Annotated in this window: 18 protein-coding genes; 7 read left to right on the top strand and 11 right to left on the bottom strand. The window is 73.4% G+C overall.

Annotation, left to right across the window (positions count from 1 at the left end; all coding sequences use genetic code 11):
* Positions 1–184: 184 nt before the first annotated feature.
* On the top strand, positions 185–628 hold the full coding sequence (locus OG623_RS30590) for a hypothetical protein (RefSeq protein WP_406150826.1): 444 nt from the start codon (positions 185–187) through the stop codon (positions 626–628).
* A 63-nt stretch (positions 629–691) separates the two neighbouring features.
* Here OG623_RS30590 and OG623_RS30585 read toward each other — a convergent pair whose 3' ends face one another.
* The 9 genes from OG623_RS30585 to OG623_RS30545 all read right to left on the bottom strand — a co-directional run bounded on the left by OG623_RS30585 (position 692) and on the right by OG623_RS30545 (position 17244).
* Positions 692–5518 (bottom strand): hypothetical protein, encoded by a 4827-nt coding sequence (locus tag OG623_RS30585; RefSeq protein WP_406150825.1) that lies wholly within the window; start codon positions 5516–5518, stop codon positions 692–694.
* A 70-nt stretch (positions 5519–5588) separates the two neighbouring features.
* The gene (locus tag OG623_RS30580; protein WP_406150824.1) at positions 5589–6500 is read right to left on the bottom strand and encodes a hypothetical protein; all 912 of its coding nucleotides are present in this window, start codon (positions 6498–6500) and stop codon (positions 5589–5591) included.
* 67 nt (positions 6501–6567) lie between these two features.
* On the bottom strand, positions 6568–8094 hold the full coding sequence (locus OG623_RS30575; RefSeq protein WP_406150823.1) for a hypothetical protein: 1527 nt from the start codon (positions 8092–8094) through the stop codon (positions 6568–6570).
* A gap of 57 nt (positions 8095–8151) precedes the next feature.
* Complete coding sequence (locus tag OG623_RS30570; protein ID WP_406150822.1) at positions 8152–11784, bottom strand: hydantoinase B/oxoprolinase family protein; 3633 nt, start codon at positions 11782–11784, stop codon at positions 8152–8154.
* The gene (locus tag OG623_RS30565; protein WP_406152079.1) at positions 11781–12710 is read right to left on the bottom strand and encodes an SGNH/GDSL hydrolase family protein; all 930 of its coding nucleotides are present in this window, start codon (positions 12708–12710) and stop codon (positions 11781–11783) included. The genes OG623_RS30570 and OG623_RS30565 overlap by 4 nt, the downstream gene beginning before the upstream one ends.
* 56 nt (positions 12711–12766) lie before the next feature.
* Complete coding sequence (locus OG623_RS30560; protein ID WP_406150821.1) at positions 12767–13933, bottom strand: glycosyltransferase; 1167 nt, start codon at positions 13931–13933, stop codon at positions 12767–12769.
* A complete protein-coding gene (locus tag OG623_RS30555) occupies positions 13930–15060 on the bottom strand; it encodes a glycosyltransferase family 4 protein (RefSeq protein WP_406150820.1) in 1131 nt (376 codons plus the stop codon). Before OG623_RS30555 ends, OG623_RS30560 begins: the two co-directional genes overlap by 4 nt.
* A gap of 134 nt (positions 15061–15194) precedes the next feature.
* A complete protein-coding gene (locus tag OG623_RS30550) occupies positions 15195–16613 on the bottom strand; it encodes a HEAT repeat domain-containing protein (protein ID WP_406150819.1) in 1419 nt (472 codons plus the stop codon).
* A gap of 238 nt (positions 16614–16851) precedes the next feature.
* Complete coding sequence (locus OG623_RS30545) at positions 16852–17244, bottom strand: ankyrin repeat domain-containing protein (RefSeq protein WP_406150818.1); 393 nt, start codon at positions 17242–17244, stop codon at positions 16852–16854.
* 259 nt (positions 17245–17503) lie between these two features.
* On the opposite strand from OG623_RS30545, the gene OG623_RS30540 reads away from it, so the two are divergent.
* Together OG623_RS30540 and OG623_RS30535 are read left to right on the top strand one after the other, a co-directional pair.
* Positions 17504–17698, top strand: a complete 195-nt coding sequence (locus OG623_RS30540) for a hypothetical protein (protein WP_362896352.1) — start codon at positions 17504–17506, stop codon at positions 17696–17698.
* 38 nt (positions 17699–17736) lie between these two features.
* Entirely contained in the window at positions 17737–19392 is a 1656-nt protein-coding gene (locus OG623_RS30535; RefSeq protein ID WP_406150817.1) for a hypothetical protein, read from the top strand.
* A gap of 11 nt (positions 19393–19403) precedes the next feature.
* On the opposite strand, the gene OG623_RS30530 is transcribed toward OG623_RS30535, so the two are convergent.
* Positions 19404–20903 carry a PLP-dependent aminotransferase family protein gene (locus tag OG623_RS30530; RefSeq protein ID WP_406150816.1) on the bottom strand — a complete coding sequence of 500 codons (1500 nt, stop codon included), beginning with the start codon at positions 20901–20903 and terminating at the stop codon, positions 19404–19406.
* Positions 20904–21004: 101 nt separating this feature from the next.
* Here OG623_RS30530 and OG623_RS30525 point away from each other — a divergent pair, with 101 nt between their 5' ends.
* The 4 genes from OG623_RS30525 (at position 21005) to OG623_RS30510 (ending at position 24494) form a co-directional block, all read left to right on the top strand.
* Positions 21005–21673, top strand: a complete 669-nt coding sequence (locus OG623_RS30525; RefSeq protein WP_406150815.1) for a YitT family protein — start codon at positions 21005–21007, stop codon at positions 21671–21673.
* On the top strand, positions 21670–22443 hold the full coding sequence (locus OG623_RS30520; RefSeq protein ID WP_406150814.1) for a glycerophosphodiester phosphodiesterase: 774 nt from the start codon (positions 21670–21672) through the stop codon (positions 22441–22443). Before OG623_RS30525 ends, OG623_RS30520 begins: the two co-directional genes overlap by 4 nt.
* A gap of 46 nt (positions 22444–22489) precedes the next feature.
* Entirely contained in the window at positions 22490–23854 is a 1365-nt protein-coding gene (locus OG623_RS30515; protein WP_406150813.1) for an MFS transporter, read from the top strand.
* 265 nt (positions 23855–24119) lie between these two features.
* Positions 24120–24494 carry an RNA polymerase-binding protein RbpA gene (locus tag OG623_RS30510; RefSeq protein WP_078598328.1) on the top strand — a complete coding sequence of 125 codons (375 nt, stop codon included), beginning with the start codon at positions 24120–24122 and terminating at the stop codon, positions 24492–24494.
* A 114-nt stretch (positions 24495–24608) separates the two neighbouring features.
* Here OG623_RS30510 and fxsA read toward each other — a convergent pair whose 3' ends face one another.
* Positions 24609–25211, bottom strand: coding sequence for an FxsA family membrane protein (gene fxsA, locus OG623_RS30505; RefSeq protein ID WP_406150812.1), 603 nt, complete (start codon positions 25209–25211; stop codon positions 24609–24611).
* Positions 25212–25224 lie beyond the last annotated feature (13 nt).

The raw sequence follows: 25224 nt of genomic DNA, 5'->3' as shown, positions 1-25224 counted from the left end.
TGGGGTTTTTGGGGCCGGTTGCGGGCTCCGGCGGGAATCTTCACAACCCGGCGTTCGTCCACATGTACGGGGGAGAAGAACCTCAGGGGGGTACATGCGGTGGGCAAGCGGCTCCGGTCGCGTAGAAGGAACACAAGCCGGGCATCCACCCTTGAGACGGACAGTGGTGGGGAGTTGAAGGTCGTTGGACACGTATGAGCGCCGGGGCACGGCGGCTGCGCCGGTCGGTGCCCGCATCCCGCGGCAGCAGCTGTGGGTGGAGGAACCCGCGATACGGCGCAGGATGCCGGACCCGGTGCGGACGGCCGCCGTGCGCGCGGTCCTGATCATGTCGCTGACCATCATCCTGGCCATGGTCGCCTTCCTGTGCACCCTGGCCGGGTCCTGGCTCGCCTTCCCGATGGTGCTGAGCGGTGTCGCGTGCACGGTGGTGGCGACCTGGTCGGTGCTGGACGTCTGGGTGACCCGGCAGGTGTGGAACCAGCGCCACGGCGTGGTGTCGGTCCCCAGCAGCACGGCGCGCCGGATGCGCAGGGAGCGGCGTGCGGCCAGGCGTGCGGCCCGCGCCCGGGCGCGCGGGGAGGCCCGGATACGCCGCCGGGGCGACGGCCGGCTCTCCCGGGCCTGACGGCCTGCGCGCGCCCCCGCGCTCACGGGCCTGACGGCCTGCGCCCCGGCGCCCATGGAGCTGTCACCCCGGCCCGTCCAGGAGCTGCCCGTTGTCGGTGGCCCTTCGGGCCGGCTCCGCGGGCGTGTCCGCCATCTCCGTACGCATCTCGGGGACGGCGGGACCGGACGCGGCGCCCGTCGCCTCCGCGGTCCGCTTGTACATACGGGTCGCGGTGATCTCACCGTGGACGGTCTCGCCCGCGGGGTCCTGCTGGGGCAGTCCCGGCCTCAGGTGCTCCTCGACGCTGATGTACTTCAGCCCCGCCCGCAGGTCCGCGTCGTTGCGGAGGCGGATGACGAGCGGGAATTCGGCGAGCGCCGTCGTGTCGAACAGCCCGGTCGTGTACAGCAGCTGCACCCCCAGCGCGTCGGAGACCGCGCGCTGAAGCTCCAGCAGATAGGTGGCATTGGCGCGCCCGATGGGGTTGTCGAGGAAGAGCGTGCCCGCGTGCCGGTGCCGGTCGCGGCCCCTGTCGTTGCTGCGCAGGGCCGCCATCGTGCAGTACAGCGCGATGGCGGCGGTGAGCAGCTGGCCGCCTGAGAAGACGTCGCCCATCTGTCCGACCGGCACACGCTCGGCGCGCAGGACAGCGTCCGGTTTGAGGATCTCCACGGCGATGCCCTTGGGCTGCAACGCGGCCTGGACACCGCGCAGCAGGAGGGACATGCCGTCCCTGCGCAGGTCGGAGTTCTTCTTGAGGGCGGCGTGCGTGGCCTCGTCGATGACCTCGCCGAGCCGCTCGGTCAGCGTGGCCTGGTCGGGTTCCTCGAAGCGGATCCGGAGGAATTCCTGGCCCGACCACTCCCCCAGCCCCTCGGGCAGCTGGGAGAGCCGCTGGGCGGAGCGGAGTGTGGTGAGGGCCGACTCCACGAGGCCGCGGAGCCGGTCGACGATGGAGTCGCGGTTGCGCTCCAGCTGGGCCAGCTCGTCGGTGAGCACGCGCAGCCTCGGCGCGAACGCGGCGGCCCACTTCTCGGCGTGGTCGGGCAGGGCGACCGCCGGGAGCTCCCGGATCTGCTGCCTGGCCGGGGTGCGGACCTGTTCGTAGCGGGTGGAGTTGGCGTGCCGTACGAGGACGTCGCTCGCCTCCCGGACGGAACTCTCCGCGGCCGACAGGTCGGTGGCGCAGCCGCGCAGTGAGCGGCGCGCCTCGGCGGCGGACTGCCGGGCCTCCTCCAGGGTGCCCGGGTACGGCTCGGGGGCCTCGGTCTCGTCCTCAGCCCCGTGGTCCCGCAGGAGGTCGCGCAGGAGCGCGGCGGTCTCGTCGAAGCCGCTCGCCGAGTCCTCGGCGGTGCGGTGGGCGCGCAGCAGTTCGGCGTGGGCCGCGCGGGCGGTGTCCAGTGCCTCGGTGGCGGAGGCGAGTTCGGCCGTGGCCGTGCGGAGCAGGGTCTGGGCCTGGTCGGCGTCTGCCGGGGCCAGGTCGGCGGGCAGCTCGGTGTGATGGGGTGCCTCGTCGGCGGGGGCGAGGCGTTCGGCCTCGCCACGCAGCCGGCCGAGCTGCTCGCTCGCCGTGGACGCCCGGGTCTCCAGGAGCTGGACGAGGGACTCGGCTCGGGCGGCGGCGGCCTGCCGGGAGGGGCCGTCGGCTCCGTCGGTGCCTTCGAGGAGCTGGGCGGCGCGGGTGCGGACCTTGTTGGTGAGGCGGTCGAGTTCGGCCAGGGCGGCGCTCTCGTCGCTCTCCGCGCGTGCCTGCTCGGCGCGCAGGTCCGCCCCGACGCCCACCTTCTCGTACAGCTGGGATGCCGCCCTGTACGCCTCGCGCAGGGCGGGCAGCGAGGTACGTGCGGAGGAGGGGCCGGGCTCCGGGAGCGTCTCAGGGACGCCCGCGATCTCGGCGCGCTCGGCGCGCAGCGCACGGGCGGTGCGGTGGGCGTCGTCCGCGGCGCGCTGGGCGGCCCTGCGGTCCTCGTCGGCGGCGCGTGCCCGCTCCAGGAACGCCGTGGCCCGCGCCTCGGATTCCGCTGCCTCGTCGGTCAGTTCACGCAGGCGCGCCTGCCAGCCCGCCCGGTCGCGGAGCCGGTGGGCGAGTCCGGCCAGTGCGTCGGCGGCGCGGCGGGCGTGCTGGGCCGCCTCCTGGCGCTCGTCGCGGACGCGCGCGGCGTCGGCGGCGGCCTCGTCGGCCTCGGCGCGCACGGTACGGGCCTCGGCGAGTGCGGCCTCCGCGGTTTCCGCGGCGGCACGGGCGGTGCGCGCGGCCTCGCCCAGCTCGGCGAGCATCCCGGGCGGGCAGTCGGCGCGCCAGGAGCCGATGCGCGCGGCGAGTGAGCGGTCGGCGGTGAGCCGGGCCGCCAGCGACCTGATGTCCTCGTCGCGGGCCGCGGCCCTGGCCCTGAGTGCCTGGCGCTCCTCGTCGGCGGCGTGTTCGTCGTGCATCGCGGGGTTCGGCGGGACGAGGAACACTCCGTCGGTGCCGGCACCGGCTCCGCCCGGGGCGGGTACGGGGGCGAGGAGGGCAGCGGTGGTGCCCACGGCCACGGCCGACCGGGGGAGCAGGGCCGCTGCGGCCAGGACCTCACGGGCCCGGGTGTGCGCGTCCGGGTCGGTGATGACGACGCCGTCGACGAGCTCGGGCCGTGCGGCCAGGACCGCCGCGTGGTCGGCGGGGTCCACGGCCTGGGCGAGGTAGCGCCAGCCGGGCAGTGCCGGGATGCCGTGCTCGCCGAGGTATTCGACGGTGGCGAGGACGTCGGGGCCAGGCGGCAGCAGCCCGCCGTCGCCGAGGGCGCCGAGGATGCGGGAGTCGTCGGCGGCCGCGGTGCGCAGATCGAAGAGCCGGCGCTCGGCGGCGGCTACGCCCTGGTCGAGGAGGTCCCTCAGCTCGTCGGCGCCGGCGTCGAACTCCTCGGCCGTGAGGGACTGCGCCGTGAGGGACTGGGCCGAGGACTGCGCGTCTCCCCCGGCGGCCTCGTCGTTCCCGTCGGTCGTGGCGGTCCCGTCGGCCGTGGCGGTCCCGTCCGTCGTGGCGGCGGCATTGCGGGGACGCGGGACGCCGGAGCCGGTCGCCGTCGGGAGGCTCAGCAGGTCGGCGAGGCGCGGTTCGGCCGCGATCGATTCCGCGGCCCTGCGCTCGGCCTCGTAGGACTGTTCGGCGGCCTGCGCGCCGTCGGCGGCGCGGGCCGCGGCGAGCTCGGTGCGGCTCTCCGCCGCCGCCGCTTCCCTCGCCTGGTCCGCGGTGGTCCTGGCGGCCTCCCTCGCGGTGTCCCAGGCGGCGACCGCGGCTTGTTCGGCGTCGTTCGCGGCGAGGGCGGCGCGGGCCGGGTCGGCGTCGGGCGCGGTGTCGTCGAGCCAGCCGGCCCGCACGGCTTCGGCGGTCTCCTGCTCGACCTCGGCCAGGCGCTGGCGCAGATGTCCTGCCTCGCTCCGCGCGCGCTGGGCCTCGGTGGCGGCCGTGGTGGCGTCCCGGTGCGCCGTCTCGCCGGTGGACTGGAGGGTCGCGGAGCGCTCCTCCTCCTCGTCGGCCACCCGCTCCCCCGCCTCCGCGGCGGTGTGCAGGGCGCGTACGAGGTCGGCGGCGGCCGTGGCGCGTGCGGCCAGGGCGGGGGCGGCGTCGCGCTCGGCCTCCCGGATGGCGACGGCGACACGGGCCGAGCGGTCGGCGGCGGCGCGGTGGCGCAGGACGGCTTCGGCGGCCTGCCAGGCGGCGTGCAGCGTACGCGCCTCACCCAGCTCACGGCGCTGGGCCGCCGCGCTCCTCTCGGCGGCGGTCAGGGCCAGGGAGGCGTGCCGGTAGGCGAGTTCGGCCGCGATCAGGTCACGGCGGCCACGGGTCTCCTCGGCCTGGGTGACGGTGCGGGCGGCGACCGTGACCTGCTGGGCGAGCTCGGTGGTGCGGCCCCGTTCCTCGCCGGCGCGGCCGGAGAGCCTGCGGGCGAGGGTGCGGGTGCGCCGCTCGGCGCCGGCGTGGACGTCACGGCTGCGGGCCCTGGTCGTGGTGGCCTCGACGATCCGGCCCAGCAGGTCGACCGAACCCGCGGTGAAGTCGCGTTCGGCGGTGAGTTCGGCCCGGCGGCCGAGCTTGTTGCCGAAGCCGCTGACGAGGTCGGCGAGGCCGTCCGTGTCGCGGGTGTCGGTGACGGCGCGGAGCAGAAGGTCGGTGAAGTCGGAGTCCTTCTTCACGGCGAAGAGGCCGGCGGCCTCACCCTCGTCGGCGTTCATCTCGCGCTGGTAGCGGAAGAGTTCGGGGTCGAGTCCGAGGTCACCGAGGTGTTCGTTCCACCGGTCGTGGATCTCTTCCCAGTGGACGTCGAGATGCGGGTAGAACTTCCCGGCGTCCATGAGGGCGTCGCGGAAGCCCTTCATGGTGCGGCGCCTGCCGCGGGCGCCCGAGACGCCTTCGGCGGGGCGTCCCACCGCGCCGGCCTCGGCGACGGGGAGGCTGTCGAGGCTGAGACCGGGCCCCGGGCGGAAGGAGTACCAGGCCTCGGCGAACTTACGGGGGTCGTTGGAGACCTGGCGGCCCCGCCATTCGCTGACCTTGCCGACGACGACGCACTCGCCTGTGAGGGTGTGCTGCCACTCCAGGGCGACGTGCCCGCAGTCGTCGGCCAGCAGGAACTTGCGCAGGACGCCGGAGCTGGCGCCGCCCAGGGTGTTGCGGTGGCCCGGCAGCATCACCGAGAAGATCAGCTTGAGCAGGACGGACTTGCCGCCGCCGTTCTCCAGGAAGAGCACTCCGGCGGGTGCGGGGCGGCGTGGGGGGCCGACGGGCTCGTCCTCGAAGAACTCCGCCTGGGCCGGCGCCGGCCTGGGGACGGGCTCACCGACTCCGCGCAGGTCGAGCACGGTGTCGGCGTAGCGCGCACCGGCGGGTCCGATGGAGTAGAGGCGGACCCGGGACAACTCGTACATGGCGGCGGACTCTCGTCGTTCAGGCGGCGGGTGGCCGGAGTCGCACGGGGCGGCTCCGGCGGGGCGGGGTTCAGGAGTGGAAGGGGAGTCCCGCGTCGGCGGCCAGCTCCAGGCCTTCGGCGTCGGGCGGGGGCAGCAGGGTGGCCGAGCCGTCGGTGACCGGGACGACGCCGAGTTCCAGCAGTTCGGCCATGGCGGCGCTGCCGGCCATGTCGCGCACCTGGAGCTGGTAGCGGGCGGTGGTGCGGTAGGCGCCGCCCGCGTCGTCCCCGGTGCGCTGGAGGAAGCCCGAGTCGGTGAGGAAGGCGACGGCCTTGCCGATGATCCCGGTGGTGGAACCGGCGAGCCTGCGGGCGTCCTTGGTGGCTCCGGTGGAGCTGCGGCGGGAGTAGACCCGCCACCCGGACTCCAGCCCTGGCGCGTCGGTGGCCGGGTCGGTGTTGTCGCCCTGTTCCTCGGCGCGCTCCTCCAGACGCCGGCAGGCCTGGCGGACGAAGGCGTCCACGCCGTTGACGGTGATGCGGCCGATGTAGGAGTCGTCGGCGAGGTCCTCGGGGCGGGGGAACGCCAGGGCGGCGACGGCGAGGTGGGCGAGGCCGTGCAGGAAGCGGTCGGCGGAGTCGGGTGAGGCGCGCCGGGCGTAGTCGCCCATGCGTACGGCGAAGACGGAGTCCTCGTCCGCGGTCACTGCCATCCCGGCGCGGGTGGAGACCTCCAGGACGACGAGGCCGAGGCCGGTGGCGACGGCGTCGGCGAGCCGGGCGAAGGCGGGCTCCTCGCGATACCTGCGGAGCAGGTCGGTGTATTCGGCGTCGCGGGCGGGCATCAGCTTGGGCTGCAGCCCGAAGGAGACCAGCCGGGCGGCGTCGGCCGCGTCCGCGGGCGTGACAGCGGCGGGAGCGGCCGGCCGTGCGGCGTCGGCCGCGTGCGTGAGGGACTGGTCGCCCCACCCGTCGGTGTGCTCGGCGTGCTGCTCGCTCAACTCGGTGACTCCTCGGTACGGGTGCCGCCGCCGGGCGGCAGCGGACGGTTGACGCATCCGTGGACGCTCATGAGGCGTCCTTGCGGTCCGCGGCCATGCCCGCCGCGTCCAGCAGGGCCGTGCCCACTATCAGGTCGGCCCCGCCGAATTCGTGGTCCTCCAGCGGGGTGCCGTCGTCGACCGCGAACAGCAGCCGGCGCTCGCCCTGGCGGTAGGCCGTGCCGACCGGGGGGCTCGCGGCGTGGACGGCGAGCAGCGCGACCAGGTAGGGCAGCTCGGGGTCGCGCAACCGGGCCTCGGCGAGGAGTCCGGAGAGCCGTCGGGGGGCGTCGTGCTCCAGGTCGAGGAGCTCCATGGCGGATCCCAGCTGCTCCTCGCTGAAGCGGCTGTCGTCGGGGGTGGCGATGAGATCGGGCTCGGGCATCTCGGCGCCCAGGTGTTCCCGCTCCACCGGCGGCATGAGCAGCAGCTCGACGAGATCGCCGACCCGGACCGATGTGGGGGTGCGCAGCCCGGTGCCGTGCGCGAAGAACGCGTCGGTGGCCCGGGTGGCCTGTTCGACGGGGAGCGGCAGCAGGGGTACGACGAGCTGTCCGTAGAGGTCGAGGCCCGCCCGCGCGGTGGGGGTGGCGAACGCCTGCCGGTCCTGCTCGGCGCGGAACAGCGGTCCGGCCTCCAGCAGTCTGGACTGGAGCTGGGTGTGGCGGCGGATGCAGTCCTTGACGATGTCGACAAGCTCGGCGGCACGGCGCTTGTGCTCGGGTTCCTCGGCCTCGTCCCTGGCCTTGCGGATGTTGGTGAGGATCGCGTTCTCGTGGCGGTAGCGGTCGGCGACGTGGTCCAGCGCCTCGGTGATCATGTCGGGTACGGCGTTGAGCCAGTCGACGGCGCGGACGTTGCGCCGGGTCGCCTCCAGCGTCCTGCGGAGCGTCTCGGCGTACTGCACGGTGCGGTAGCGGGCCTGTTCGGCGGCGAGCTGGGCGTCGGCGAGGCGGCCCCTGCTGATGAGGACCTCCAGCTTCACCTCGGCGGCGATCTGGGCGCTGGTGACGTCCGTGTCCAGGGCGCCGACCAGGACGTTGACCGCCTCGTCGGTGGCGCGGAGGTAGACGCTGCCGCCTTGGCCAGGTACCTCTTCGACGAGCTTGAAGTCGTAGTCCCTGCGGACATAGGCGCCGTCGGGTCCGAAGGTGCCGTACACGGCGCGGAAGCCGCGGTCCACGCTCCCGACGTTGATCAGGTTCTCCAGGACCCAGCGCGCGACCCGCTCGTGCTCGGTGACGGGTCTGCCCGGCGCCTGGGCCGCGACCCGCGGGAGGAGTCTGGCCACTATCTGGTCGTGGTCGGCACCCGTGTCGAAGTCCATGTTGAGGGTGACCAGGTCGATCGCGGCGAGCGCGACCTCGGCCATCGCGTACACCGTGTACGCGCCGGCCAGATTGGCCTTGCGCACGTCGAGATCGTGCAGCGGGGCGGTGCAGGCGAGCGCGCGCAGCCGACGCGAGAGCCCCTCATCGGCGGCGGGCCCCGGGGCGGGCCTCGGTCCCGCGCTGAGCTGGGGCGCAGCGGTGTGGGTGTCGGCAGGCGAAGTCACGTTGCACAGATTAGGTCCTCGCACCGACAACGGTCGAAACGGCGCAGAAGCGACCGGTCAAGGACGCCCGTAGCCGCCCCCTCCGGGGGTCCGCAGCACCAGGACGTCCCCGGCGGCCAGCTCGGCGGTGTCGCACCCCTCGAGCGGGGTCGTGCCCCCACCGTCGGCCCGCTCGACGTACTGCTCGCCGAGGGCTCCCGTCCCGCCGCCCGCCATGCCGTACGGCGGCACCCTGCGGTGGCCCGACAGCAGGGCCACGGTGACGGGTTCGAGGAAGCGGATCCTGCGTTCCACCCCGCGGCCGCCGTGCCACCGGCCGGGGCCCGCGCTGTCCGCGCGTACGCCGAAGCTCTCCAGCAGCACCGGGTAGCGCCATTCGAGGATCTCCGGGTCGGTGAGCCGGGAGTTGGTCATATGGGTCTGCACGGCGTCGGCCCCGTCGAAGCCCTCTCCCGCGCCGGAACCGCTCGCGACGGTCTCGTAGTACTGGACCCGGTCGTTGCCGAACGTGAGGTTGTTCATGGTGCCGGATCCCTCGGCCTGGACGCCCAGGGCGGCGTAGAGAGCGCCGGTGACGGCCTGGGACGTCTCGACGTTGCCCGCGACGGTCGCGGCGGGGTGGACGGGAGCGAGCATCGATCCTTCCGGGACACGGATCTCCAGGGGCTTCAGACAGCCGCTGTTGAGCGGGATGTCCTCCTCGACGAGCGTCCGGAAGACGTAGAGGACCGCGGCCATGACCACGGATGTGGGGGCGTTGAAGTTGCCGGTCTGCTGCGGGGATGTGCCGTCGAAGTCGAGGACGGCCCGGCGGGCGTCGCGGTCCACCCTCACGTCCACGGCGATGACGGAACCGTTGTCGGTCTCGTAGCGGCAGGAGCCGTCGTGCAGCCCTGCCACGATCCGGCGTACGGACTCCTCGGCGTTGTCCTGGACGTGACCCATGTACGCCTCGACGACGTCCTGGCCGAACTGTCGGATCGTGCGGCGCAGTTCCGTGATGCCCTTCTCGTTGGCAGCGATCTGCGCGCGCAGGTCGGCGAGGTTGGAGTCCGGGTCGCGCGAGGGGTGTACGGCGGTGGTGAGGTGCTCCCGGGTCGCCTCCTCGCGGAGGGTTCCGTCGCGCACGAGCAGCCAGTTGTCGAAGAGGACTCCCTCCTCGTCGACCGTACGGCTGAAGGCGGGCATGGAGCCCGGGGTGATGCCGCCGATCTCCGCGTGGTGGCCGCGTGAGGCGACCAGGAAGCGCAATGCGCGCTCCTTCCCCTCCGCATGACCGCCCTGTCCGTCCGAGGGCTCGTCGAACACGGGTGTCACGACGGTCACGTCCGGCAGGTGGGTGCCCCCGTGGTACGGGTCATTGACGGCGTACACATCACCGGGCCTGAGGGTGCCCTCGTTGCGCCGCAGCACCTCCTTGATGGACTCCCCCATCGACCCCAGGTGCACCGGGATGTGCGGGGCGTTCGCGACCAGGTTGCCCTGTGCGTCGAACAGCGCGCACGAGAAGTCGAGCCGTTCCTTGATGTTGACGGAATGCGCCGTGTTCTCCAGCCGCACACCCATCTGTTCGGCGATCGACATGAAAAGGCTGTTGAACACTTCGAGCATGACCGGATCGACCCGGGTGCCGACAGCGGTCCGTTCGGGGAGGGGCTCCACCCGGCGCAGCACGAGGTGTCCCGCCGGTCCGGCCGTGGCCTGCCAGCCGGGGTCCACGACGGTGGTGGCGTCGTCCTCCGTGATGACGGCCGGGCCGGTCACGCTGTCCTCGGCGCGCAGGGTCGCGCGGCGGTACAGAGCGGCGTCCCGCCATCCGTCCCCGGTGAACATCGACACGGTTCCGAGGGCACGGAGCGGTCCCTCTCCCGTTCCCGCGCCGACGCGGGGAGGGGTGTGCGGTCCGGCCGTGCCGGTGGCTTCGACGGAGACGGCATCGACCACCAGGGGCTTGTCCATGGTGAACCCGTAGCGTGCCCGGTGGACCTCGGCGAACTCCTCCGCCATGGCGGCGACGGTGCCGTGGGCGACGGGCAGGGCCGCATCCGTGCCCGCGTAGCGCAGGAGGATGCGCGCCCGGGTACCGATGGAGCTGTCGGGGATGCCGTCGGAGCGCAGATCGTCCCGGCTGCGCACCGCCAGGCTGTCGCGGACGCCGCGCACCCTGCCCGCGGTCGCCTCGTCCAGTGCGGCCTCGACGGTCTGTTCACGCATCGCGGTGGCGTCGGCGAGCCCGATCCCGTACGCGGACAGCACGCCGGCCAGCGGCGGTACGAGGACCGTGGCGATGCCCAGGGCGTCGGCGACGGCGCAGACGTGCTGTCCGCCGGCGCCGCCGAAGCCGGTGAGCGCGTAGCGGGTGATGTCGTGGCCCCGCTGGACGGAGATCTTCTTGACGGCGTTCGCCATGTTGAGGACGGCGATGTCCAGGAAGCCCGCGGCCACCTCGGCGGCCGTACGTGTGTCTCCGGTGGCCGCCGACACCTCGTCGGCCAGTGCGGCGAAGCGCTCCCGTACGAGACCGGTGTCGAGCCGCTGGTCGCCGTCCGGGCCGAACACCGCGGGGAAGTGCTCCGGGCGGATCCGGCCGAGCATCACGTTGGCGTCGGTGACGGTGAGCGGCCCGCCCCGCCGGTAGCAGGCGGGGCCCGGGTCGGCGCCGGCCGAGTCGGGGCCGACGCGGTAGCGCCTGCCGTCGAAGTGCAGGACGGATCCACCGCCTGCCGCGACGGTGTGGATGCTCATCATGGGCGCGCTCATCCGCACCCCGGCCACCTGGGTGCCGAGCTCCCGCTCGAACTCGCCCGCGTAGTGCGAGACATCGGTGGAGGTGCCGCCCATGTCGAAGCCGATGACGCGGTCGTGGCCCGCCTGCCCCGACGTGCGGACCATGCCGACGACCCCGCCGGCCGGTCCTGACAGCACGGCGTCCTTGCCCCGGAAGTGCGCGGCCTCGCGCAGCCCGCCGTTGGACTGCATGAACATCAGCCGGATGCCGGGGAGTTCGGCCGCGACCTCCTCGACGTAGCGGCGCAGGATCGGCGAGAGGTAGGCGTCGACGACGGTGGTGTCGCCGCGCGGCACGAGCCTGATCAGCGGACTGACCTCGTGCGAACAGCTGACCTGGGTGAAGCCCGCCGCCCTGGCCTCGTCCGCGACGGCTCTCTCGTGGTCCGGGTGGCGGTAGCCGTGCATGAGGACGACGGCCGCGCTGCGCATCCCGCCCCGCGCGGCGGCCGCGAGGCTCCCGGCCACGGCGGCACGGTCGAGTGCCTTCACGGTCCGCCCATGGGCGTCGATGCGTTCGGGGACCTCGACGACCCGGTCGTACACGGCCTCGGGGAGCAGGATGCGGCGGTCGAAGAGATGGGGCCGGTTCTGGTACGCGATCCGCAGGGCGTCGCGGAAGCCCTCGGTGATGACCAGGACGGTGGGCTCGCCCCGTCGCTCCAGGAGGGCGTTGGTCGCGACCGTCGTGCCCATCTTGACGCCCGCGACCCGGTCGGCGGGGACCGGGTCGCGGGGGCCGAGACCGAGCAGCAGCCGGATTCCCGCGACGGCCGCGTCACGGTAGCGGCCGGGGTCGTGCGACAGCAGTTTGCGGGTGATCAGCCGGCCGCCGGGGTCACGTCCCACTACGTCCGTGAAGGTGCCGCCGCGGTCGATCCAGAACTCCCAGCGTCCGGTCATCCCTCCATTCTGGCGTGCGGGACGAACCCTCGCAGAAACGGCGTACGGGGCAGGTCGGCCAGTGCCTCGGCCAGCGCCTGCTCGGCGCGTGCGTCGAGCTGTCGGCTCGTGCCACGCGCCCGGTGACCGACCTCGGCCGCCGCGAGTCCCAGCAGCTGGGGCAGCAGGTCCGTGCTGCGGCGTGCCAGCCAGCCGGTGCCCTCGGTGGCCAGCCAGAGGAGGCCGGCCGCGCGGGTGGGGGGCGGCTGCCGCGGTTCGTGGCCCGGCCGGTCACCGAGGGCGATCCCCCGTTCGGCGAGCAGCCGGTGGAAGCCGGCGGCGAGTCTTCGGTGGCCCCGCTCGCCGGGGTGCAGCCGGTCCACGCTCCACAGCGAACGGTCCTCGGTCCAGGATCTGTCCGACACGTGCAGATGGACGGTGTCGTAGCGGGCGGACAGGGCGTGCACCACGGCGTTGACCGCTCGCTGGCGCCGCACCAGGGGGCGGCGCAGCGGGCCCGGGAGCCCGAGCGCGGTGCCGGGGTCCGGCAGACAGGCCGTCAGGATCACGGCGCCGCCGCCGGTCAGCAGGGCGAAGACCTCGTCGAGCCGTGCGGCGATGCGGCGGATGTCGAAGGAGCTGCGCAGGGTGTCGTTGACCCCGACGACGACCGAGGCGATGTCGGGCCGGAAGTCCGCCGCGGCCCAGGCCTGCAGCTCGTGGACGTCCGCGGACTGCGCACCGGCGACGGCGAGGTTACGGAACTCCACGTCCCGCTCCGCGCCCCCGAGGCCCTCGGCGAGCAGGGCCGCCCAGCCACGCCGGCCACCCGGGACGGGGTCTCCGACGCCTTCGGTCAGTGAGTCCCCGAGCGCGGCGAAGCGTACGGGGGCGCGGGCGGCCCCGCCGGAAGGAGCGGCGCCCCCGGAAGTGGCGGTGCCGCCCACCGATGTGACACTGCCGCCGCCCGTGGCGTCCGGCACGCGGGGTATCGCCGCACCGGTCACGGCCGCACCTCCACCGCGTCGCGCTGCGTCGGGGCGTCGTGGGCGGCCAGGAACGCCGCCGCCGAGCGGTCCCAGCCGAAGAGTGCCGCCCGTGCACGGGCGGCGGCCCTGCGCTCCCGCTCCGGCCTTCCCAGCAGTTCCCGGAGCGCGGCGGCGAACGCGAGGCCGGTGTCCGCGGCGGCCAGACCGGCGGAGCCGATCACTTCCGGAAGGGCGGACGTGGCACTCGCCACCACCGGTGTGCCGCAGGCCAGCGCCTCCAGAGCGGACAGCCCGAAGGTCTCGGCAGGCCCCGGTGCGAGGCACAGGTCCGCGCTCGCCTGGAGACCGGCCAGCCGCGCACGGTCGCCCACATGCCCCAGGAATTCGACGGGCAGCCGCTCGGACCTCGCCCTCCTCTCCAGCTCGGCACGCAGAGGCCCGTCCCCCGCCACCACCAATACCGCACGCACACCGAGGTGGCGAAGGGCCGCCAGCGCGTCCAGCGCCCTGCCGGGCCGCTTCTCCACGGAGAGCCGTGAGCCGAGCAGCAGCAGGACCTCCTCACCGCGCAGCAGGCGGGCGCGCGACACCGTACTGCGCAGGCCGGGGTGAAAGCGCTCCAGGTCCACTCCGAGCGGGGCGCGGACCACGTTGCGCACACCGATCCGTACGAATTCGCGCTCCGCCCATTCGGTGGTGCACACGATCCGGGCGTAGGCGTGGGCGCTGCGCGCGTTCAGCCGGTCGGCGGTCCGTGCAGCCGTGCCCGTGGGCACACCCCAGGTGCGGAGCACCCCGTCGGCGGTCTCGTGGGACACCATCACGGCGGGCACGCGGGCGCGGCGTGCCCATTCCCCCGTCCAGCGCAGGGTGGTCCGGTCGGAGACCTCGAGCCGGTCGGGGCGCAGTTCCTCCAGGAGGCCGCGCAGTCTTCCCCGGTTCATCAGCAACCGGTAGCCGCCGCTGCCCGGCACCACGGGGCCGGGCAGGGTGAGGACCCTGCCCTGCGGGGTCGTCACATCGCTCGTCCCGGCGCCGGGAACGATCAGGACCGGCTCGTGCCCCGCCGCGCGATAGCGGCGCCCGAGCTCGTCCAGTGCGGTGCGCAGGCCGCCCGACGCGGGCGTGACGAAGTTCGCCAGCCGTACGATCCTGAGGCCGTGGCGGCCGGGCGCGTTCACGCGGCCACCGCCGTCCGGCCGCCGAGGACCTCGTCGTAGTGGCCGAGCAGCTGGTCGCCGACGGCTTCCCAGGTGCGGCCCTCGACCGTGGCCCGCGCGGTCCTGCCGAAGGCCTCGGCGCGCGGGGTGTCCGCGACGAGCGCGGCGACCGCGTCCCTGATCGCCTCCGCGTCGTGGGGCGGCACCAGCAGCCCGGTGCTCCCGTGGGCGACGAGGTCGAGCGGACCGCCGGCCGCCGGAGCGACGACCGGGACCCCGGAGGCCATGGCCTCCTGGACGGTCTGGCAGAAGGTCTCGTACGGGCCGGTGTGCACGAAGACGTCCAGGGACGCGAAGAAGCGGGCGAGTTCGTCGCCCGTACGCCGCCCCAGGAAGACCGCGCCGGGCAGCGCGGGGCGCAGCGAGGACTCGCTCGGTCCGTCGCCGACGACCACCACGCGCACGCCGGGCAGTGAGCAGGCGCCTGCGAGGAGTTCGACGTGTTTCTCGGGGGCGAGCCGTCCCGCGTATCCGATGATCTTCTCGCCTCCGGGGGCGAGTGCCCGGCGCAGGGCCTCGTCGCGCTGACCGGGGTGGAACCGGGCGGTGTCGACTCCGCGCGGCCACAGCTTCACCCGGGGCACCCCGTGCCGGGTGAGGTCGCGCAGCGCTGCGGACGAGGGGGCGAGGGTGAGGTCGGCGGCGCTGTGCACGGCGCGCATACGGCGCCAGGCGGCGCTCTCCCCCGTGCCCAGATAGGTGCGGGCGTAACCGGCCAGGTCGGTCTGGTAGACGGCCACGGCGGGCAGGCCGAGACGGGTGGCGACCGCCATGCCCCGTGCGCCGAGTACGAACGGTCCGGCCAGGTGGACGAGTTCGGCGCGGTGCCCGGTGAGCGCCGCGGCGAGCCGCCGGCCGGGGAGCGCCACGCGGACCTGCGGATAGCCGGGCAGCGGGAGTGAGGGGACGCGCACCACGGGACAGGGGTCGCCGGTGGACGCGGAGCCGGCTGTGGCCGTGGCGCCGGCCGGGGTGATGACGAGCGGGTGGTGGCCGCGGGCGGCGAGGTGCCGGGCGGTCTGCAGGGTGCAGTGGGCCACACCGTTGATGTCGGGAGGGAAGGACTCGGTGACGATGACGACACGCATACGGCTGTTGTCACCGCGCCGGGCGTGCCCCCGCCGACTTGGATCTTTCCGCCCGGGGAACGTCCCATGAGCGTTTGCGCCGCGCGCCCCCGGCGCGCGGCATCCGTCCCCCGTCGTACCGGCGGAGCGCGGGCTCAGACGGCGGGTGCGTCGGGTCCGATCCTGCTGCGTACGGCGGTCTGGACCTCGGCCTCCTCGGCCGGGTCGGCGGCGAGCCGCCTCAGCCGTTCGGCGACCCGGATGTCTCCGGTCTCCGCGTGGTGTGCGGCCAGCTCACGGGTGGTCTCCTCGCAGTCCCAGAGGCATTCGACGGCGAACCCGCTGGCGAAGGACGGATCGGTGGCGGCGAGCGCGTCGGCGGCACGGCCGCGCAGGTGCGATGAGGACGTCTCCCGGTACACATGGCGCAGGACGGGTGCGGCGCAGGCGATGCCCAGGCGCCCCGCGCCGTCCACGAGGGTCCACAGCCGAGGGGTGTCGGGGCCTTCGCCCCTGACCGCCTCGCGCAGTGCGCCGAGGACGAGCTGGGCGTCCTGCGCCGCGCCGCGGCAGGCCAGCACCCCGGCCGCCGACGCCCCGAGGGCGTCCGGGCGGTGGGCCCAGCGCCGTGCCCGGCCGACCGCGGCGTCTCCGCACATCCGCTCGAAGGCGGCGACGGCCGCGTCGGCGACGGTGGGGGAAGGGCCGACGACGGCCTGTTCGACGAGGTCGAGCACGGCGGGATCCTGGGCCTCGGCCAGATAGTGCAGGGCGGCACAGCGCGCGCCGTCCGGGCCGCTGCGGGCGGCCTCGACGATCAGGGGCCGGTCCTCGGCCCCTGCGACGGCCGAGAGGCAGCGGGCGGCGGGGACATGGAGCACGCTGCCGCGTTCGAGTCCTTCCTGGGCCCAGTCGAAGACGGCCTGGACGCTCCAGCCGGGGCGCGGTCCGCCCGGTCGCATCTGGCGCTGCCACCGGTCGAAGGAGCCCTGCTCCGTCGCCGCCCTGACCCGGGCGCCGACCGACGCGCGCGGGTCGTCGGCCCAGAGCCGCCAGGGCCGGGGCTCGAAGGCGTCCCGTACGGCCGCGGCCAGTTCGGCGGTGCCCTGCGCGGTGGCGGGGAAGCGGGCGAGCACAGGACCCGCGAGGGAGCGCAGCCCCGCGTCATCGTCGCGCAGGGCCAGCTCGTCGAGTGCCCAGGCCCAGTTCGCCCCGGTCGCCGCGTACCGGCGCAGGAGGGTGAGGGCGTCGGCGCGCCCGTAGGAGGCGAGGTGCCCGAGCACGGCGAGGGAGAGGCCCGTGCGTGAGTCGTCGGTGTCGAGGTGGTCCTCGGGGTCCCACAGGTGCCGCTCGATCTCCTCGGTGCCACCGTCGAGATCGAGGTAGAGGCGGGCGTAGTAGAGGGAGCGGTTCTCGACCTGCCAGTCATGACGCGGGTCGCTCAGGACGCAGTGGTTGAGAGCCTCGAGGGCCTCGGGACGCGGGGCGGCGAGCGCGTGGAGCGTGCCGTCGCCGCGGCCCCGCTGCAGCAGGCCGAGCAGTGTGCCGCTCGGCGCTATGAACGGATCGAACATGGGGAGAGCCTCACATCAAGCTGTCGACGCAACCGGGGACTGTGCTGTTCCACGTGCCGTGGCACGGGTGCCGTGGCACTAGGCCGCGCAGCAACATGATCGGCCGACCGCCGTCTTCTGCCTGGTGCTCATCTTCCTCTGCCTCTCGTCGGTGGCCCGGGACGGGCCCGCGACGTCATGATGACCCAGCCATTTCGCCGACGCGACCACATTTACGACGCAGCGGTCACCGGCTGCCTCAGCGCGCACCGAAGAGTTCCAGCAGGTCGTCCTTGCCGAACATGCGCGCGGTGTCCACGGCGGAGGGGGTCCCGGCGGACGGATCGGCCCCGGCGGAGAGCAGCGCGTCGATCACTTCGCGCTCCCCCTTGAAGACGGCTCCGGCCAACGGGGTCTGTCCGCGGTCGTTGGCCCGGTCCGGGTCGGCACCCCGGCCCGCGAGCGCGGCGACGGCGGAGGCGTGCCCGTGGTAGGCGGCGAGCATGAGCAGGGAGTCGCCCCGGTCGTTGGTGAGGTTCGCCGGGACACCTGCGTCGACATAGGCGGCGAGCGCGTCGCTCTCGCCGCTGCGGGCCAGGTCGAAGACCTTGGTCGCCAGCTCGACCACCTCGGGGTCGGGGGTTTCGCTCATGGGACGGGCCGCCTTCCAATGCCTTGGTCACGGTTGCTGACCTGGTGGGGCGTACGACGGTGAGGGCCGTACGAGTGAATCGACAGAGTACTGCTCCGAGGTGTGCGCGGTTCGCGGAGCTTCCGGGCGGCCACTTCCCACCCGCCGGTCGAGTGAAATCAAAGGATATTCACCCAGTTGCACCTTTTATCGTATAGATACATCTTGTGATCCTGGAAGTACTCATGGTGACTGTCCCCCTCAACCAGGAGAACCACTCATGATCCTCTCCATCTCCGGCGTGGTACTGCTCGGCGTCATCGCCTTCCTGTTCTTCAAGAAGGACGGACTCAAGGCGTCCCACGGCCTCATCTGCGCCCTGTTCGGCTTCTACCTGGCCGGCACGGCCATCGCCCCGAGCATCACGGCCGGCGGGGCGAGCCTCGCCAGCATGCTGGGCGGGATCAAGTTCTGACGCTCCGACAACCGCTCCCACCTCTCCAGGAGACCGATGTGGCCCGGCGACCACTCCCCCGCATTCTTCAGCGCGGCAGCGCTTCGATCACCCGCAGTCGCGAGATCGCGCGCACGGCCGCCGACAGCGCCACGGACGTCCTCCATCCACTGATCACGGTCACCCGCGGGCTGCGGCTGCTGGCGGGAGCGGGGCGGCAGAAGTGGGCCGCGACACCCAGGGACCGGCGCGGACACGTGCTGTTCCTCGTCGCGGCCTGCGTGGTGATGGTGGCGCTCATCCCCTACGGGCCGCTGCTGGCCCTCGTCTCGGTGATGGGCGCCGCCGCATGGCGGGGGCGCGACCGCACCCCCGCGAAGACCGGCCCCGACGAGGCGGAGACCGCACGGCTCCAGGCGCTGTACGAGGCGCTGGTGCCGCACTTCTCCGCGGCCGACGACCCCGGTCCGCTGTTCTCCCACGGCGGCGACTGGGAGAAGGCCTTCGGCACGTCGTACGAGTTCGACGGCAACGGGCGCCTCACCCGGCTCCGGGTGAACTACCCCGCGTACTTCACCGACGGCGATCCCACGGCCCGCGCCCGCGTCGAGCAGGTGCTCCACGCCAAGTCGGGCCGGGGCAGGGAGTACCACTTCACCTGGGACGAGGAGGGCAACCACCTCCTCATGACCGTGCTGGCCGCGCTCCCCACCACCATCGCCGCCCAGCGGTTCGTCACCGCGCCCGGTGAGGCCGTACTGGGGTTCACCGACGCCGACGCGGTGCCCCGCACCGTTCCCGTCCAGGACGGGGACACGACCCGGGACGCCTCCCCGGTGATCTGGCGGACCGGTGCGCGCTCGACGGAACCCCATCTGCTGATCGCCGGGCACCCCGGCAGCGGCACCACGACCCTGATGCGCTCGCTGGCTCTCCAGGCGCTCCAGCACGGCGACATCCTCGTCGTGGAGGGCGGCGGCACCGGCGAGTACGGCTTCCTGACCGGCCGGGCCGGCGTGCTGGCCGTGGAATGCGGTCTCGGCGGCGCCCTCGCGACGCTCGAATGGGCGGCGCACGAGACCGAGCGCAGGCTCATCGCCGCCAACCGGGCCCGTCAGTCCGGGCACCCCGAGCCGGACGACATCAAGCGGCCACTCTGGATCCTGCTGGACCGCCCGAGCGCGCTGGGGCACCTGGCGGCAGCCGACGGCAGACAGGATCCGCAGGAACTCCTCCAGGTGCCGCTGCGGCACGGCCGCGCCGCCGGGGTGACCGTCGTGGTCGCGGACCAGTTCGACAGCCTGGACGCCCTCACCGGGGCCGTGCTGAACCACACCAGGGCACGCGCCGTGCTCGGCCCCGCCGACCTGGCGGAGGTCGAGGCGGTCCTGGGCACCCGGCCGCACACCACACCCACATCCGACGTCCCGCCGGGCCGGGGCTACACCCGGCTGGGCTCGGGACCCGTCCTGCGGCTCCAGGTGCCGGCCACCCCCGATCCGTACGACGAGGCCACGAGCGAGGCGCACCGTCAGGCGGTGCTCGACCTGCTGCCCGGCGGGGCCCCGGCGTCGGAGCAGGTCGAACAGGTGGGGCACGTGGAGCAGATGGGGCAGGGGGCCGAGCAGCAGGAGCAGGCCGCGCCGGAGACCGTGTCCATGCGCAAGGAGCACACCGAACAGCTGATCGCGGCGCCGGCGGCCGCCGAAGGGTGACTCCGGGGCGCTCAGGCCACGAAGGTCCGGGGCGCCTCGGCTCCCGCGCCCGTGCCGGAGCCGACCAGCGCGGCAGCCGCGGCGAGCCGCACCGCGGCCTCCTCCGCGACCGGACCGCCCACCGTGAAGGGCAGCCGCACATAGCCCTCGAAGGCTCCGTCCACCCCGAATCTGGGCCCCGAAGGGACCCGGACACCGGCCCGTTCACCCGCCACGGCCAGCCGGGAGCCGGAGAGCCCACCGGTGCGCACCCACAGGGTGAGACCGCCGGCCGGTACCTCGAAATCCCACCCGGGGAGCTCCCGGCGCAGGGCACGCACCAGGTCGTCCCTGTTCTCCCGCGCCTGCTCACGCCGGATCGCCACGGCCTGCTCCCAGCCGCCGGTCCGCATCAGCCAGTTGATGGCGAGCTGCTCCAGCACCGGGGTCCCCATGTCGGCGTACGCGCGCGCCGCGACCAGGCTGCGGATGACGTCGGGCGCCGCCCGCACCCAGCCGATCCGCATGCCGGCCCAGAAGGCCTTGCTCGCGGAGCCGACGGTCAGGACGGTGCTGCCCGCCGGGTCGAACGCGCAGACCTTGCGGGGCATCTCGACGTCCGGGTCGAGACACAGCTCCTGCATGGTCTCGTCGACCACCAGGACCGTGCCCGCCGACCGGGCCGCCTCCACCAGGGCGCGGCGCTGCTGCTCGTCGACCAGGGCGCCGGTGGGGTTGTGGAAGTCGGCCACGACGTAGGCGAGTCTCGGCGCGGCGTCCCGCAGGACCTGGCGCCAGCGGTTCATGTCCCAGCCGCCGAGGCCCTCCGCCATCGCCACGGGGACCAGCCTGGCTCCCGCCTCCCGCATCAGCTGGAGGATGTTGGCGTAGCTCGGGGACTCCACGGCGATGCGCTCGCCGCGCCCGGCGAAGAGATGACGGATGGCGTCGATGGCGCCCATCGCCCCGGTGGTGACCATGATCTGCTCGGGCATGGTGGGGATGCCGTGCCCGGTGTAGCGGTCCGCGATCATCTGCCGCAGCGCGGGAAGTCCGGCCGGGTAGTCGCCGTGCGTGTGGGCGTACGGCGGCAGTTCCTCCAGTGCTCCCTGGACCGCCCGGGTCAGCCACGGCTCGGGGGCGGGCAGCGAGGCGCAGCCCAGGTCGATCATCGAGCCGAGCGACTCGGGGGGCAGCGGTTCGAGGCCTCGGGCGGGCAGCGGGTTTCCCGCCGGGACGGCGGTCCAGCTGCCGGCCCCGCGGCGGGACTCCAGGAAGCCCTCCGCCCGCAGCGCCTCGTAGGCCGCGGCGACGGTGGTCCGGCTGAGCGACAGGGCGAGCGCGAGTTCACGCTCGGCGGGAAGACGCGCGGCGACGGGGACGCGGCCCTCGAGGACGAGCAGGCGCACACCGTCGGCGAGGGCGCGGTAGGCGGGCGGCTTACGGGCACCGGGCGGCAGGGGGCGCGGCTGCTGGCTCCTGAGCTGACGGGCGAGCTGCGCCGCACTGACGGTCGAAGTCCACTGCGCCATGTAAATCAGTCCACCTTCCTCGGATTGGCCATAGTTGGCAGCCAATCCCCCGCCACAGAGTGACACGCAGCAGTCCACGACCACCACACAGGGGGCACCACTTGTCCGACACCACCTCCCGGAGAGGCTCCCGGATCACCCGGCGGCTGACCTGTCTCTACGGGGGCCTGGCCCTGTACGGGGCGAGTTCGGCGCTCCTGGTCCGCGCCGGACTCGGACTCGAACCGTGGGGCGTGCTGCATCAGGGGCTGGCCGGGCGTACCGGCATCTCCATCGGGGTCGTCTCGATCATCGTCGGAGCGGTCGTCCTGCTCCTGTGGATCCCGATCAGGCAGCGTCCCGGGCTCGGCACCGTCTCCAACGTCTTCGTCGTCGGGATAGCGATGGACGGCACCCTGGCCCTCGTACCGGATGTGCACGGTCTCGGGGCGCGGATCCCGTTGATGGCCGCGGGCATCGTGCTCAACGGTGTCGCCACGGGCCTGTACATCTCCGCACGCTTCGGCCCGGGGCCGCGCGACGGCCTGATGACGGGTCTGAACCGGCTCACCGGCCGTTCCATCAGGCTGGTGCGTACGGCGATCGAGGTGGTCGTGGTCGTGACCGGCTTCCTGCTCGGCGGCTCCCTCGGCGTGGGCACGGTGCTCTACGCCCTCGCCATCGGCCCGCTCGCGCAGTTCTTCCTGCGCCTGTTCGACCTTCCCGCGCCGGACGCGGGAACGGTGGTCGTTGCCGGGCGGTCACCGCGAAGGGCGATACTTCGGCGGTGACCGCAGCGACCTCGGGGCGCCACCCCTATCTGGACCATCCCTCGACGATCCCCTTCGCCCACCGCGGCGGGGCGGCGGACGGCTTGGAGAACACCGCAGCCGCCTTCCGCCGCGCGGCCTCCGTCGGCTACCGCTACTTCGAGACCGATGTGCACGCCACGGCGGACGGCCGGCTGGTCGCCTTCCACGATCCGACCCTGGACCGGGTGACGGACTCCCGGGGACCGATAGCCGGGCTGCCCTGGAGCGAGGTGCGCCGGGCCAGGGTGGCGGGCAGCGAGCCGCTGCCGCTCTTCGAGGAGCTGCTCGACGAGTTCCCCGACGCCCGCTGGAACGTGGACATCAAGGCGGAGCCCGCCCTCGCCCCGCTGGTGGACCTCATCCGCAGGACCGACGCCTGGGACCGGGTGTGCGTGGGGTCGTTCTCCGAGGCACGCGTGGCCAGGGCACACCGCCTCGCCGGCCCGCGGCTTGCCACCTCCTACGGGGTACGCGGAGTGCTCGGCCTGAAGCTGCGCTCGTACGGCGTACCGGCGCCGCTGCGGGCGGGCGCGGTCTGCGCGCAGGTCCCGGAGAGCCAGAACGGTGTGCGCGTCGTGGACCGCCGCTTCGTCCGTGCGGCGCACGCGCGCGGTCTGCAGGTCCATGTCTGGACGGTCAACGAGGCGGAACGGATGGCGGCGCTCCTGGACCTCGGGGTGGATGGCATCATGACCGATCACATCGAGACGCTGCGCACGGTGCTGAGCGAGCGAGGGGCCTGGTCCTGACGCCTGGACCCGCCGCGTCGGCGCAGGACGGACGAGGGGGCGCGGCGTGAGCACCGGTATCGCGGGCACGGAGGATCCGGCCGGATCACCGGCCGAGGCCGCAGGACGCAGACGGGAACAACGCGGCTGGTACTTCTACGACTTCGCGTGCTCCGTGTATTCCACCAGCGTCCTCACGGTGTTCCTCGGCCCCTATCTGACGTCCATAGCCAAGGCGGCGGCCGACGCGGACGGATTCGTACATCCGCTGGGCATACCCGTGCGGGCCGGTTCGCTGTTCGCGTACTCCGTGTCGGTGTCCATCGTCGTGGCCGTGATCGTCATGCCGGCCGTGGGAGCGGCGGCGGACCGCACCGGGCGCAAGAAGCCGCTGCTGGCGGCGGCCGCGTACACCGGGGCCGGGGCGACGGCCTGCATGTTCTTCCTGGACGGCGACCGCTATCTGCTGGGGGCCTTCCTGCTGATCGTGGCCAACGCCTCGATCTCCGTGTCGATGGCCCTGTACAACGCCTATCTGCCCCAGATCGCCACCCCCGAGGAGCGCGACGCGGTCTCCTCGCGCGGCTGGGCCTTCGGATACACGTCGGGCGCGTTCGTCCTCGTCCTGAATCTGGTCCTCTACACGGGCCACGACTCCTTCGGTCTCAGCGAGTCCGACGCGGTCCGGATCTGTATCGCGTCGGCGGGCGTGTGGTGGGGTGCCTTCGCGCTCGTGCCCCTGCGGAGACTGCGTGACCGGCGGGTGGAGCCAGGCGGGGACGGCGCGGTCGGCTCGGGCTGGCGCCAGCTGCGGGCGACGCTGCGCGACATGCGCCGCCACCCGCTCACGCTGTCCTTCCTGCTCGCCTACCTGGTCTACAACGACGGCATCCAGACGGTGATCTCCCAGGCCTCGCTGTACGGCTCCGAGGAGCTCGGCCTGGACCAGACGACGCTGATCACCGCGGTGCTGGTCGTCCAGGTGCTCGCGGTGGCGGGGGCGCTGGGGATGGGGCGACTCGCCCGGCTGTACGGGGCGAAGCGCACGATTCTCGGCTCGCTGGTCATCTGGACGCTGATCCTCGCCTCGGCGTACGTGCTGCCCGCGGACGCTCCGGTGTTCTTCTACGTCCTGGCGGCCGCGATCGGCCTGGTGATGGGCGGCAGTCAGGCCCTCTCCCGGTCCCTGTTCTCGCATCTGGTCCCGCGCGGCAAGGAGGCCGAGTACTTCTCCGCCTACGAGATGAGCGACCGGGGCCTCAGCTGGCTGGGGCCCCTGGTCTTCGGTCTCGGGTACCAGCTCACCGGCAGTTACCGTGACGCGATCCTGTCCCTGGTGCTCTTCTTCGCGCTCGGCTCGGTCCTGCTGGCGAGGGTTCCCGTACGGGCCGCTGTGGCCGCCGCGGGCAATCCCGTGCCGGACCGGATTTAGACGTTGAAGTGAAAGGCCGGTAGTGTACGCCTTTGGTCTGCCCGGAGGAGTGTTACCGCGAGTGGAAGAAGCCGAACCGTTGGGTGGTAACTTCGGCCAGCAGGTGACAAACCGGGCACCGGTGGGTAATAAGCCCAGACCAAGCAGCGGCACGACGGGCGACGCATGACCGGCAACGGGAATCTTTTCCGCCGACCGGACGTTGACCGGATGACGACGACAGCGACACCTGTCCTGTGGGCGACAAGCCCGGGAGGCACGATTCATGAGTGAGCGAGCTCTCCGCGGTACGCGACTCGTGGTTACCAGCTACGAGACGGACCGCGGCATCGATCTGGCCCCGCGCCAGGCGGTGGAGTACGCATGCCCGAACGGACATCGTTTTGAGATGCCGTTCTCGGTAGAGGCGGAAATTCCGGCGGAGTGGGAGTGCAAGGCGTGCGGCGCCACGGCACTTCTGGTGGACGGGGACGGCCCCGAAGAGAAGAAGGGCAAGCCTGCGCGTACGCACTGGGACATGCTCATGGAGCGGCGCACCCGCGAGGAGCTGGAGGAAGTGCTGGCCGAGAGGCTGGCGGTCCTGCGCTCCGGCGCCATGAACATTGCCGTGCACCCGCGGGACAGCAGGAAGTCTGCCTGACCGCGTACCACCGCACCGACAGAGAGCCGCGGGCCGCGACACAGAACATGTGTCGCGGCCCGCGGCTCTTTGTCGTGCTCCCCTGCCCCGCCGCCGGGGCGGGGCGGGAGTCCTTCAGGGGATCAGCGGCGGGCGGTCCTCCGGGCCTCCGTCGTCGTCGGGGCGGGGCCGTCCGGGTGTGCCGTCGTCGCGGATGACCTCGCCCTGGACCACCTTGCCGTCCGGCCGGTGGATCCGGGCCTGCTGGAAGGCGTCGGAGAAGCCTCCCGGCGTCGCCGCGCTCATCCGGCGCTCCAGGGAGCGTTCGGCGTAGCGCCCGAGCACGGAGCGCACCGGGGGCAGCAGGAGCAGGAGTCCGGCGGCGTCGGAGATCACGCCGGGGATCATGAGGAGCAGGCCGCCCAGCATCAGGAAGCCGTTCCCCTTGCTGCCCGAGGGGGCCGCGGGCGGGGTGGCGGGAGCGCCGGGGCCGCCCGGCATCTGCTGGAGGGTCTCGCTGAGGTTGCGGAAGGCCCGGCGGCCGGCCCGCTTGATCACCGCGGCACCGAGCACGATGCCGGCGACCAGGATCAGCAGCACGGTGAAGCCGTTCGCCGCACCGGCCACCACGGTCAGCAGCCAGATCTCCAGCACCAGCCAGGCGGCGATGCCCAGCGGCAGGAGTGTACGGGCGCGTGAGCGCCGTGGACGGTTCGGAGGCGGTGTGCCGGTCGTCATACCCCCAGTGTGC

The organism is Streptomyces sp. NBC_01012 (assembly GCF_045162755.1).
Taxonomy (GTDB): Bacteria; Actinomycetota; Actinomycetes; order Streptomycetales; family Streptomycetaceae; genus Streptomyces.
The sequence above is the reverse complement of the archived record's forward strand: the minus strand, read 5'-3'. Positions and strand labels throughout refer to the sequence as shown.

Bases quoted from the DNA above. Each gene is read 5' to 3' on its own strand.
- OG623_RS30545 (WP_406150818.1), bottom strand. From the start codon at position 17,244: ATGAGCGAAACCCCCGACCCCGAGGTGGTCGAGCTGGCGACCAAGGTC.
- OG623_RS30540 (WP_362896352.1), top strand. From the start codon at position 17,504: ATGATCCTCTCCATCTCCGGCGTGGTACTGCTCGGCGTCATCGCCTTC.
- OG623_RS30530 (WP_406150816.1), bottom strand. From the start codon at position 20,903: ATGGCGCAGTGGACTTCGACCGTCAGTGCGGCGCAGCTCGCCCGTCAG.
- OG623_RS30555 (WP_406150820.1), bottom strand. From the start codon at position 15,060: ATGCGTGTCGTCATCGTCACCGAGTCCTTCCCTCCCGACATCAACGGT.
- OG623_RS30585 (WP_406150825.1), bottom strand. From the start codon at position 5,518: ATGTACGAGTTGTCCCGGGTCCGCCTCTACTCCATCGGACCCGCCGGT.
- fxsA (WP_406150812.1), bottom strand. From the start codon at position 25,211: ATGACGACCGGCACACCGCCTCCGAACCGTCCACGGCGCTCACGCGCC.
- OG623_RS30550 (WP_406150819.1), bottom strand. From the start codon at position 16,613: ATGTTCGATCCGTTCATAGCGCCGAGCGGCACACTGCTCGGCCTGCTG.
- OG623_RS30510 (WP_078598328.1), top strand. From the start codon at position 24,120: ATGAGTGAGCGAGCTCTCCGCGGTACGCGACTCGTGGTTACCAGCTAC.
- OG623_RS30570 (WP_406150822.1), bottom strand. From the start codon at position 11,784: ATGACCGGACGCTGGGAGTTCTGGATCGACCGCGGCGGCACCTTCACG.